At 34.3% G+C, this 12708-nt stretch carries 10 protein-coding genes; 1 reads left to right on the top strand and 9 read right to left on the bottom strand.

Annotated features, from left to right (window positions below; genetic code table 11):
• Nucleotides 1-3: 3 nt before the first annotated feature.
• Nucleotides 4-1443: a glycoside hydrolase family 28 protein gene (locus B0A65_RS12390; RefSeq protein ID WP_074661794.1), complete on the bottom strand. Its 1440-nt coding sequence runs from the start codon at nt 1441-1443 to the stop codon at nt 4-6.
• A 286-nt stretch (nt 1444-1729) separates the two neighbouring features.
• On the opposite strand from B0A65_RS12390, the gene B0A65_RS12395 reads away from it, so the two are divergent.
• Complete coding sequence (locus B0A65_RS12395; RefSeq protein ID WP_074661797.1) at nt 1730-2758, top strand: LacI family DNA-binding transcriptional regulator; 1029 nt, start codon at nt 1730-1732, stop codon at nt 2756-2758.
• Nucleotides 2759-2982: 224 nt separating this feature from the next.
• Here the strand turns inward: B0A65_RS12395 and B0A65_RS12400 are convergent, their stop codons facing one another.
• The 8 genes from B0A65_RS12400 to B0A65_RS12435 form a co-directional block, all read right to left on the bottom strand.
• Nucleotides 2983-4599 (bottom strand): UxaA family hydrolase, encoded by a 1617-nt coding sequence (locus B0A65_RS12400; RefSeq protein WP_074661799.1) that lies wholly within the window; start codon nt 4597-4599, stop codon nt 2983-2985.
• An 88-nt stretch (nt 4600-4687) separates the two neighbouring features.
• Nucleotides 4688-6130 (bottom strand): tagaturonate reductase, encoded by a 1443-nt coding sequence (locus tag B0A65_RS12405; protein WP_074661802.1) that lies wholly within the window; start codon nt 6128-6130, stop codon nt 4688-4690.
• Between the two features lie 221 nt (nt 6131-6351).
• Nucleotides 6352-7020 (bottom strand): bifunctional 4-hydroxy-2-oxoglutarate aldolase/2-dehydro-3-deoxy-phosphogluconate aldolase, encoded by a 669-nt coding sequence (locus tag B0A65_RS12410; protein WP_074661805.1) that lies wholly within the window; start codon nt 7018-7020, stop codon nt 6352-6354.
• A gap of 11 nt (nt 7021-7031) precedes the next feature.
• The gene (locus B0A65_RS12415; RefSeq protein WP_074661807.1) at nt 7032-8054 is read right to left on the bottom strand and encodes a sugar kinase; all 1023 of its coding nucleotides are present in this window, start codon (nt 8052-8054) and stop codon (nt 7032-7034) included.
• 149 nt (nt 8055-8203) lie between these two features.
• Nucleotides 8204-9610: a glucuronate isomerase gene (gene uxaC, locus B0A65_RS12420; protein WP_074661810.1), complete on the bottom strand. Its 1407-nt coding sequence runs from the start codon at nt 9608-9610 to the stop codon at nt 8204-8206.
• A 17-nt stretch (nt 9611-9627) separates the two neighbouring features.
• Complete coding sequence (locus B0A65_RS12425; protein WP_074661812.1) at nt 9628-10422, bottom strand: gluconate 5-dehydrogenase; 795 nt, start codon at nt 10420-10422, stop codon at nt 9628-9630.
• Between the two features lie 5 nt (nt 10423-10427).
• Nucleotides 10428-11264 (bottom strand): 5-dehydro-4-deoxy-D-glucuronate isomerase, encoded by an 837-nt coding sequence (gene kduI, locus B0A65_RS12430; RefSeq protein WP_083370482.1) that lies wholly within the window; start codon nt 11262-11264, stop codon nt 10428-10430.
• Nucleotides 11265-11352: 88 nt separating this feature from the next.
• On the bottom strand, nt 11353-12669 hold the full coding sequence (locus B0A65_RS12435; RefSeq protein WP_074661817.1) for an MFS transporter: 1317 nt from the start codon (nt 12667-12669) through the stop codon (nt 11353-11355).
• Nucleotides 12670-12708 lie beyond the last annotated feature (39 nt).

A 12708-nucleotide genomic window follows, 5' to 3' on the forward strand; every position in this document is an offset into this window, starting at 1 on the left:
TTATTAATTTTTAATTGGTTCTACTTTTTTTTCATTGATATAAGTGTTAATAAAATTTATGTTTTTTACATTTTTCAATTTATAAATGGAATCTACTTTGTGAATAACCACGTTTTTAAGAGTGATATTTTCTACAGGAGATTCCTTATAGCCTTCAGCCCAAACGCTATATTTTCCACCATTTTTTACATTTATGTTTTCCAGATTTATATTCCTGATTACCGGAATAAAATTGCCGGTTTGTGCTCCGTATACATTATAAAACATGTTCAATTTTAAAACACATTCCTTTACTGTTCCAACTTCAAGATTTCGAACAAAAACATCTTCGATCACGCCTCCTCTTTTTGAGTTTGTTTTGATGCGAATTACTCTGTCCAGATTCGGGCTATCCATTATACAATCTTCAACAAATACATTGTTTACTCCGGCCGAAATTTCGCTACCAATAACCACTCCTCCGTGGCCATCAATCATTTTGCAATTCTGTACAATAATATTTTTACTTGGGATCGCTACTCTTCTTCCATCTGCATCTCTTCCAGCTTTTATTGCAATACAATCGTCACCGGTATTAAAAGTGCAATTTTTAATAATTATATTTTGAGAATATTCAGGATCACAACCGTCATTATTTGGACCGTGACTGTTTACTGTTACTCCGTCAATAATAATATTGTTTGATTTTAAAGGATGAAGAATCCAAAATGGAGCGTTTATTATGGTTACATCTTTAATTAAAACTGTATTGCATTCAAAGAACTCAACAAAACTTGGTCTTAAATAACGTCCTTCTCCAAAAACTCTTTCTGATACCGGTACTCCTTTTTCAGCCATATCTACCAAAACTTCTCTGTTCGAAGGATCATTTTGAGACGGAATCCCCTTTTGCCATCCATAACTTTTACCGCCAGACCAAACCCACCAATTTGAGCTATTTGCCTGACCATTCAAAGTCCCCTTTCCGGTTATAGCAACATTGGTCTTATTTTTAGCATATATAAGAGGAGAATAATTCATTACTTCTGTTCCTTCCCATGAAGTATGAACGATTGGATAATCTTTTGGATTTATACTAAAAAGGATTTCAGCATTATCTTCTAAATGTAAATTCACATTACTTTCTAAATGGATTGCTCCTGTAAGAAACTTTCCATTTGGAACAACTACTCTTCCTCCACCATTTTCAGCACACGCTTTAATAGCTTTGACAAAAGCTTCAGTATTCATTGTTTTTCCATCGGCTACAGCACCAAAATCAGTTATAGAATAGTCCTTATTCAAAAAGCTTGTTTGCGGAATACTTTTTATAATTAAATCCATTTTTTTCCACGGACTAGTTTCCGAAACTGAAGAAACTTGTTTACCACAAGACAAAATCAATATAGTTACCGCACTAAAAAGTACAATTGATCTTAACGTTAAAGCCTTATTTGAAATCATTTACGATGGAATTAGTGTTTTCAGAAGTAAAAATAAACTGTTATGTAATCGATTACACGAAAATAGAAAAATACATTGGATACACCAAATTAATTTAGAAAAAAATTATATATTTAATTTTTATTAGTAAATTTATTTACAGTTTGTGTAAAAAAAGAGATAATTTATTATCATTGTAGGATCGAAAACGATTTAATTATAAATTATGGTAATCGATAACATTATGTATTAGATTATATAAAAAAAATGTATTTTTGTCTATAAATTAATCAAAAACTATTTTTGAATGAGCGAAAAAATAACCATCTATGATATTGCCAAAAAATTAAATATCACCGCAGCTACAGTATCCAGGGCATTGAACAACAATCCTAAGATAAAAGAGAGCACGCGTGACCTGGTAATTAAAACCGCTGCATCAATGAACTATAAGCAAAATAAACTTGCTTTAGCATTAAAGAGCGGTCGAAGTAATAATATAGGTGTTATTGTTCCGCGTATTGACAGTAACTTTTTCGCCTCGGTAATTCGTGGTATTGAAGAAGAACTTCAGCCTCATGGCTATCAGGTTATCATCTGTCAGACTCATGAAGATCTTAAACGAGAAAGCGAAAATCTATACACTTTAATAGATGCGCAGGTAGATGGTATATTGATGTCTGTTACTGCAGTAAGTACTGAAAATGATGGCGCCTTTCATAATGTTTTAGAAAAAAATGTTCCACTTATCTTTTTTGACCGTAGCAAACATATTGATGGCGTAAGTTCTGTAACAATTAATGACTTTAAAGGCGGTTATATTGCTACAAAACACTTGATAAGTGAAGGCTGCAAATACATTGCCCATTTATCAGGAGATCAATCTCTTGAAATTTTCAAAAACAGGTTTTTGGGCTACAAACAAGCGTTATTGGATAGCGGAATGCCATTTAAGGAGGAATACGTTGTCCCTGTTAAAAGTAGTGTTGAAGCCGGAAAAGATGCCGTAAATATCTTATTACAATTAGAAACTCCTCCAGACGCTATATTTTCTTCAAGTGATTTTGCCGCTTTAGGAGCTATTCAGGAATTAAAAGAAAGAAATATCAGTATTCCGAAAGAATTTTGCGTAGCAGGCTTTAGTAATGAGCCTTTTACCAAATTCATGGAATTATCGATTACCTCTGTAGATCAGTCCCCACTTGAAATGGGGAAAATGTCTGCACGCGTTTTCCTTGAACAGGTGGACAAAACAGATACTATCAAAATCGAAAAAAAGGTAGTACTCGCACCAGAATTACACATTCGTAAATCTTCGTCAAGAACTAACTTTTAAGGTTTTTTTACCATAAATAGAAAAAAGCAGCTCATTTAAGAGCTGCTTTTTTGTTTTAAGCTACTTCAAAATCATGCTGTAGTACAAAATATACACAAAGTTAAATGAACTTATATCACTTATATGGTGAGGTTTAAAAATAATAAAGGCAGCTCTTAAATGAGCTGCCTTTATTGTACATATAGTATTAAATGAACTTATATGACTTATATGGTAAAAAAAATCTACAAAGAAACTCCTCTTTTCCAAGGAATAAAGTCGTTTTGATTTAAGATTGCAGCTTTAGTTTTAATTGTTCCACTTGCAACATCAATAATAAACTCAAGCATTTCATCAGCCATTTCGTTGATTGATTTTTCTCCGGTGATAATTCCACCAGTATCAATATCAATAATATCAGACATCTTTTTAGCTAAATCAGTATTTGATGAAATCTTTACAACCGGTGCAATTGGGTTTCCTGTTGGAGTTCCTAAACCTGTTGTAAACAAAACCATATTTGCTCCTGAACCAACCATTGCAGTTGTACATTCCACATCATTTCCTGGTGTACACAACAATGTAAAGCCTGGTTCATTAATATATTCTCCATAATCGTAAACACCTACAATTGGTGAAGTCCCTCCTTTTTTAGCAGCACCAGCCGATTTCATTGCATCTGTAATCAAACCGTCTTTAATGTTACCCGGAGATGGATTCATGTCAAATCCTGAACCTGCATCAACAACTGTTTTTTCGTACCATTGCATTAAATCTAAGAAACGTTTTCCATCCTTATCATCTACACAGCGGTTTACCAATTCCTGTTCTACTCCACATAATTCAGGAAATTCAGAAAGAATTGTAGTTCCTCCTAAAGCAACTAAATTATCAGATAACACTCCCAATGTTGGATTAGCTGAAATTCCAGAGAATCCATCAGAACCACCACACTCTAAACCGATTCTTAATTTAGATAATGGAGTTGGTTGTCTTTTTATATCATTCGCTTTTTTAATCGCTTCAAAAGTATCTTTTACAACACTTCCCAACATCGCTTCAATTGTTCCGATTTGTTGTTGGTCGTAGATTAAAACAGGCTTATTACTGTTTGGATTGATTGCATCTAAAGCATCTTTAAAGATCTGAATTTGAAGATTTTGACATCCTAAACTTAAAACTGTAGCTCCGGCAACGTTTGGATTATTTACATATCCAGCCAATAACTTAGCCAAACTATGCGAATCCTGACGAATTCCACCACATCCACCCTGGTGCGTGATGAATTTCACTTCAATGTTATTGAATAAATTAGCTTCGTTAGAAGCCGCTTCATTACCAGTACCACCCGTTTCTGTTTTTACCAAAGAACGAAGTAATAATTGATAATCGTTTTCTTTTGGTTTCATTAATTCTTTCTCAAAAATATCTTTTAAGATTTCGATATTTCTGTTTTCACAGAAAACCAAAGGAAAAAACAACCAAACATTCTCAGTTCCTACTTGCCCATCTTCTCTATGATAGCCCTGCCACGTTCTGTCTTTCCATTTATCGATATTTGGCGAATTCCAACCAATAGTTTCTGTTTTACCAGTTACCTTATCACTTTCGTGTTTTACGTTTGCAGTAGAAAGCAATCCTCCTTTTTCAATTCTTGCACTTGCTTTACCAACCAAAACACCATACATAATAATACGATCTCCCACATTAAAGGGAACCATCGCAATTTTATGTTTCATTTTCACATCAGATTCGATAGTGATATCTTGTCCTTCAAAGTTGATTACTTCATCAGCAACCAGATTAACCAATGCAACAGCAACGTTATCTGAAGGGTTTACTTTTATTAATTTTTTTTGCATGATCGTTTTTTTTTAAGTTGCTAAGTTTCCAAGATTCTAAGTTGCGTCGCAAAAACTCAGCAACTTAGAATCTTAGAAACTGTTCCAATTAATATTGTTTGCTGAAATTAGCAAATCCTTGTTCTATTCCGTTTTCTTCAATTTCATTTAAGGCCAATACTAAAGCTTCTGACAAACCTTTTACTTTAGTTAAATCTTCGCCCCAGAAATCAGTATTAGCTAATACTTTCGCTACAACTAAATCTGCAGATCCTAATTGCCACGCATCTTTAAATGCTTCAACTATTTCCGGAGAATCCTTTACAGGTAATGCTTCGTTATTCCAGGTTCCTTTATAGAACTGAATTAAACTCGCTAATGAAAAAGTCAAATTAACAGGTAATTTATTGTTTGCATTATAATATCCTAATAAACTAGGTAAAACTCTTACTTTGAATTTTGAGATAGAATTTAATGCAATATCAGCAAGTGCATGTTTGATAAATGGATTTTTAAATCGGTCCATTACTTCCTCAGAATAGGCTGTAATTTCATTTTTGTCCATATCAAGTGTTTCACTAATTTCACTAATAACATTGTTTACGAATTTTCCAGTAAAATCTCCGTTAACAGTTTCCATTACTAATTTGTTACCGTACAAAAGTGAAAAAGGAACCATTGCTGTGTGTGCACCATTTAGAATACGAACTTTAATCATTTTAAAAGGACGTATATCATCAACGATTTTTACATTCAAATCTGTTTTATCAAAAGGTAATTTTGCTTTTAAAGCATCACCACCTTCAATAGCCCAAAGGAAGAAAGGTTCAGCAGCAACAATCAAGTTGTCCTGGTAATCTAATTTATTATTGTATTCTTCAATTTCAGCTCTTGGATAACCAGGAACAATTCTGTCAACCAAAGTACTATGATACGTACAGGAATCTGATACCCATGTTTTAAACGCATCTTCTAATTTCCATAGATCAACATATTGTAAAATATATTTTTTTAGCGTCTCTGAGTTATAATCAATCAATTCACAAGGAATGATAGTTACTGCTTTAGAAGCATCTCCATTGAAATGTTTAAATCTTTCATATAATAAAACAGTCAACTTTGCAGGAAATGAAACTGGCGGTTGCATATCGGGAGTATCACTTTCAATGAATTCAATTCCAGCTTCAGTGGTATTCGAAACAATAAACTGAAGTTCTTCTTCTTTGGCTAAAGCTAAATAATCTGCAAATTGAGTATATGGATTTATAGCTTTTACAATGTTCGTAATTAACTCAATATCTTGTATTTTTTCACCTTTTTTAATACCGTTCATAAACAAGGTATAAAGACCGTCCTGATCATTAATCATATTTACCATACCGTCTTTCAAAGGTTGAACCATTGCAATACCGGCATTAAAATCAACTTCTTTATTAAGTTTATGAAAAGCATAATCAACAAAAGCCCTTAGGAAATTTCCTTCTCCAAACTGAACTACTTTAATTGGCTGTAACTTTTCTAATCCTGTATTTTTTCTGTTTAATTGTTTCATTTTAATTCATTAAAGTGTTATAAATAACCACGATAAATACCTTATTGCTTTATAAGAAGTTCTTTTTAATTGTAAAAGAAACATTACACTTGTAAGAGTAAAATACAATTTGCTGTGAGGAGTGACAAGCTGTATTTAGCAAGCGTAATGTTCAATTACAAAACGTTAAAATCTAAAAAAAACTGCAATCTAAATAAGGAATCGGTATGATTACTCCTTATTTATTTTCTAATATTTTTGATGATATCCAAAACCTGACTTACTTTATTTTTCAAGCCGTCAAAGTCATTTTTATCTAATATATCTTTTGAAATTAATTGTGAACCAAGACCCACACAAGTTGCACCTGCATTCAACCATGAAGACAAACTTTCAACAGTTGGATAAACTCCTCCGGTCGGCATGATATTGGTCCAGGGACATGGTCCTTTTATTGCTTTTATAAATTCTGGTCCGTAAATATCAGCTGGAAATAATTTTACAATTTCACAACCTAATTCTTCCGCTCTTGCAATCTCAGAAAGTGTTCCGCAACCTGGTGACCACAATACTTTACGACGATTACAGGCAATTGCAATATCTTCTCTAAAAACCGGTGTTACAATAAAATTAGCACCCAAACTCATATATAGAGAAGCTGAAGCAGCATCTGTTATAGAGCCAACTCCTAACATCATTCCTGGTAATTCAGCCAAAGCATATTTGTTCAAAGCTCCAAAAACTTCATGAGCAAAATCTCCTCTGCTGGTAAATTCCATTAATCGGGAACCACCATCATAACAGGCTTTTAAAACTTTCTTGCTTATTTCAATATCCGAATGAAAAAACAACGGTACCATTCCGTTATCTTTCATTTGCTGCGCTACTTCAATTCTTGAATATTTTGCCATTTTTTTATTGTTTATCTTGATACTAATCCTGCTGAATCACCACCAAGCATATTTTCAACTTCTTTTAAGGTCACTAAATTATAATCTCCTGCAATGGTATGTTTTAAGCAACAAGCAGCCACCGCAAAATCTAATGCTTTTTGATTGTCATTTTCATATTGCGACAATCCGTAAATCAATCCTCCCATGAAGGCATCACCACTTCCTACTCTGTCTACAACGGGCGTTACTTCTTTCACCGCAGCATGATAAATTGCTTTTCCATTAAATAAAACACCTCCAATTCGTTGGTGTGAAGCACTTACGGAATAACGTAAAGTTGTCGCAACAGTTTTCAAATTCGGAATCAAATCAAACAATTTCGTGTATAATACTGGAAGCGATTTTTCATCCTGATAGTTCGGATTTACTTTAGGAATTCCCAACATAAAATAAGCTGTGTCAATATCTCCTAAAATAACGTTGCTATATTGAAGCATTTCCGGCATCACCTCACTTGGTGTTTTACCATATTGCCATAATTTTGATCTGTAATTTAAGTCGCAAGAAATCGTAATTCCCATTTTGTGTGCTACTTTAATAGCTTCCAAACATGCTTCGGCAGCACTTTGAGAGATTGCAGGTGTAATTCCACTCCAGTGAAACCAGGTAGCACCTTCCAATACTTTTTCCCAGTCAACAAGTCCTTTTTCAATAGTTGCCATCGAGCTATGTGCGCGATCATACACTACATTACTTCCTCTGGTTCCGGCACCTGTTTCAAGAAAATAGATTCCCAAACGTTCTCCTCCAAAAATAATATTTTTAGATTCTACGTTCATTTTTCGCATTTCTTTCAATGCAGATCCGCCAATTTCATTCTCAGGTAATCGTGTTACAAACTCTGCATCTAAACCATAATTCGCCAATGACACACAAACATTAAACTCACCACCTCCATAAGAAGCGCCAAATGCTGTAGATTGTGAAAAACGCAGGTGTCTCTCTGTAGAAAGACGCAACATAATTTCGCCGAATGCAACTATTTTACTCATATTGTTTTATTATTTTACCAGTAAAAAGATTTTTTTTACCATTAAGAGATTAAGAAAATAAAGCATTGACTTTAATAAAAACTATGTCTTATGTAAAAAAATCTTTCTTCTTGCTTCTTTTTTCTATATTCTATGCTCTATATTCTAAATTAAAACTTGAAATATTCTTTTGCGTTGTTATATGAAATATCAGAAACCAGTTTCCCAATCCATTCCATATCAGCAGGCAATTCTCCTCTTTGAATTTCGTCTCCTAAAAGATTACACAAAATACGTCTGAAATATTCGTGTCTTGGGAAAGACAAGAAACTTCTTGAATCTGTCAACATTCCAACAAAACAGCTAATTAATCCCATGTTTGAAAGGGCATTTAATTGTTTTGTCATTCCGTCTTTCTGATCTAAAAACCACCATCCTGAACCAAATTGTACTTTACCTCTAACGCTTCCGTCATTGAAATTTCCAATCATCGTAGCCATAACTTCGTTATCAGCCGGATTCAGGTTATAAATGATTGTTTTTGTCAATTTATCTTTGCTATCCAATGCATTTAAGAAAGAAGATAGTTTTTGTGCTTGTGGATAATCTCCAATAGAGTCCCAACCTGTATCAGGACCTAAAATCCTGTGCATACGGGCATTATTGTTTCTTAACGCCCCTAAGTGAAATTGCTGTACCCAACCAAATTCATGGTATGTTTCTGAAAGGAACAATAAAATTGCGCTTTGAAATTTCAATGCTTCTTCCGGAGTTACAATTCTGTTCTCTCTTTTCTTTTTGAAGATAGAAGCCACTTCAGCTTCTGTAAATTCTTCAAAATAAATTTGATCTAAACCGTGATCACTTAATTTACATCCGTTTTGATTAAAGAATTCTATTCTTTTTCTCAATGCGTCACGTAAATCAGCATAGGTATTGATCGCAATTCCGGATACATCCCCCAATGTATCCAGATATGCGTTGTAGCCCTCATTAGAGATTAAGATCGCTTTGTCGGGTCTGAAAGCAGTACTCATCTTTGTTCCGATTGGATTTTTTGTTAGTTTTTGATGAAACTCTAAACTATCAATTGGATCCTCAGTAGTACAAACCAATTCTGCATTTACTTTTTTAAGTAAGTTTTGTGTACTGTAAGCTTCTGATTTTATTTTTTCAGAAGTTTCGATATATATTTTCTCAGCTGATTTTTCATTCAATAAATCATAAATATCAAAATAACGTGCCAGCTCTAAGTGTGTCCAGTGGTACAGCGGATTACGCATTGTATACGGAACTGTTTTTCCCCAGTTTAAGAACTTATCTTTATCAGAACCATTTCCGGTTACAAATTGTTCGTTAATACCTAACGTACGCATTGCACGCCATTTGTAATGATCTCCGTTAATCCAAACCTGCGTGATATTGTCAAAAATTTTATCTTCAGCAATAAATTGTGGATTCAGGTGATTGTGGTAATCTATGATAGGCTGATTTTTTGAGTAATTATGATACAACTCTTCAGCATATTTATTTTCAAGTAAAAAATTATCGTTTATGAATGTTTTATTTGAGTTCATTTTTTTGTAATTGAGAATTATTCTTCGTTTGATGGTTTACCGATAGTTGCTAAAATTCCGCCATCAACATATAAAATATGACCGTTGACAAAATCACTTGCCTTAGAAGATAAGAATATAGCAGCTCCTGCTAAATCGCCCGGATCTCCCCATTTTGCGGCCGGAGTTCTACTAATGATAAAATCATTAAAAGGATGCCCATCAACTCTAATTGGTTTTGTTTGTTCAGTAGCAAAATAACCAGGTCCAATTCCGTTGATCTGAACATTGTATTTTGCCCATTCTGTCGCCATGTTTTTTGTCAGCATTTTCAAACCGCCTTTTGCAGCAGCATAAGCACCTACAGTATTACGACCTAATTCGCTCATCATCGAACAAATGTTGATTATTTTTCCTTGTCTTCTTTCGATCATTCCTTTAGCAACGTGCTTAGAAACAATAAAAGGAGAAACCAAATCAATATCAATTACCTCTTTAAAATCAGCAACTTCCATATCAATAAGTGGAATTCTTTTGATAATTCCGGCGTTATTAATCAAAATAGCAATTGGTCCTACTTCACTTTCAATTTTTGCAATAGCAGTCTTAACTTCCTGCTCATCGGTTACATTAAATTTGTAACCTACTGCATTTATTCCTTCACTTTTAAGTTCGGTCACAGCAGCATCAATTTTTTCCTGAGAAGAATTTCCGTTGACAATAATTGTAGCTCCTGCCTCACCTAATCCTTTTGCCATTGCCATCCCCAGTCCGTGTGTACTTCCTGTAATCAAGGCAACTTTTCCCTTTATATCAAATAATGAGTTACTCATAATTATTATCTTAAATCTGTTATTTTGCAAACATCCATATCTCCGTAATCTAAATTCTCACCGGCCATTCCCCAAATAAAAGTATAATTTGAAGTTCCTGAACCTGAGTGAATCGACCATGGCGGAGAAATAACTGCCTGATGATTGTTCATCCAGATATGTCTTGTTTCCTGCGGTTGCCCCATAAAATGACAAACAGCCTGATTTTCTGGTATATCTAAATAGAAATAAACTTCCATTCTACGATCGTGTACGTGAGCCGGCATTGTATTCCAGACACTTCCTGGTCGTAATTCTGTCATTCCCATTTGTAACTGACAAGTGGTAACAACACCTCCAATAATCATTTGATTTACTGTACGGTGGTTTGCAGTTTCCATTGTACCTAATTGCAATTTGTTAGCTTGCTCCAAACTTACTTTTACAGTAGGATAATGTGTATGAGCTGGTGCAGAGTTTATGTAAAATTTAGCCGGATTTTTACTGTCCGTACTTTTAAAAATTACTTCTTTATTTCCGCTCCCGATATATAAAGCATCTTTAAAACCTAATTCATAAGATGTTCCTTCAACCACAATAGAACCGCTTCCTCCAACATTGATGATTCCCATCTCTCTTCTTTCTAAAAAATAACCCGCTTTAAGAGGATCAATAGATTCCAAAGTAAGATCTTTTACAGGAACCGCAGAACCAGCAATATATCGATCATAATGAGAGTACGTCAATATGATTTCATTCTCCTGCATTAAGTCATCAATTAAGAATTCATTTCTCAACTGCTGAGTATCATATTGTTTTACTGCTTCAGGGCTTGACGCGTATCTTGAACTATATTTTGTCATAATTTTTATTTTAATGTAATCGATTGCACAAAATTATATTTTTATCTTCAAATATCATAATACAAATGAAAATTTATTTGTGTAAAATTTACACTTCTACCTTTTTCATTCGGGGAACCAGAATATGCATAATCAGCCAAGCCAGTAAATAAGAGGCTCCGCAAATACAAAACATGATAAAGTATCCTGTTTCGATTTTGCCTATTTTAGTATAATAAACAAACATGTTTTTTTGAATCACTAAAGTTAGTAAAATTCCGCCAAGTGCTCCAAACATCCCTCCGATTCCTGTTACTGAAGCAGTTGCCTTTTTTGGAAACATATCTGAAACTGTTGTAAAAATGTTGGCACTCCATGCCTGATGCGCAGAAACAGCCAAACCAATTACCAAAATGGCCCACCACATGTTTATACTTCCTAAATATTGCGAAAACAATACCGGTAAAACGGCAAAAGCATAAATTAACATACTTGTTTTACGAGCTTTATATGCCGGCCAGTTCTTTTCTATCAATTTTAACGGTAACCATCCTCCACCAATACTTCCTACACTTCCAATAACATAAACCAAAGCGCAAGGCCAGATAATTCCGGTAGCCGTCAGTTTGTATTCCTTCATTAAGAAATCCGGCAACCAGAACAAATAAAACCACCAAACGGGATCTGTAAGTAATTTTCCGATGGCGAAAGCCCAGGTCTGGCGAAAAGAAAGCAATTTAAACCATGAAACCTTCTCAGTATCTTCTACTTCAGTTGTTACAATTTTATCTGAATTGATATACTCTAATTCAGCCTGAGATAAACGTTTTTGTTTTTCTGGCACTTCATAAAAAATGAACCATAATACAAGCCAGATAAAACCAACAATTCCTGTTAAGATGAAAGCCCATTGCCAGCCATAATTCTCTGCAATAAATGGTACAGATAATGGTACAATTATAGCTCCAATATTACTTCCGGAATTAAAAATACCGGTTGCTAAAGCTCTTTCTTTTTGCGGAAACCATTCAGCTGTGGCTTTTATCGCTGCAGGAAAATTTCCTGCCTCTGTAATTCCCAAAAACACACGTGCAACTAAAAATCCTGGCGTTCCTGTTGCCAATGCATGGCCAATTGCTGCCAAACTCCATAAACCGGTTGCAATGGCGTAACCAATTTTAGTTCCTAATTTATCAATGATCCCTCCGGCAACCAACATTCCGAGTCCGTACGCTATTTTGAAAGCTAATTCAATATTCGAATAATCTATTACCTCTTGTTCCGGAGTCCAGTGGAAGGACTCTGCCAAATAAGGTCGAAGGTAACTAATTACATTTCTGTCTAAATAATTTACTGTCGTAGCAAAAAAGACTAAACTACATATTGTCCAGCGATATTTTCCTATTGCTGCATTGGCTTCGTTCATAGTTCTATGGTTTGGTTGGTTAGTTAGCTTGGTCTGGAT

Source organism: Flavobacterium frigidimaris, assembly GCF_002217275.1.
Lineage (GTDB): Bacteria > Bacteroidota > Bacteroidia > Flavobacteriales > Flavobacteriaceae > Flavobacterium > Flavobacterium aquidurense.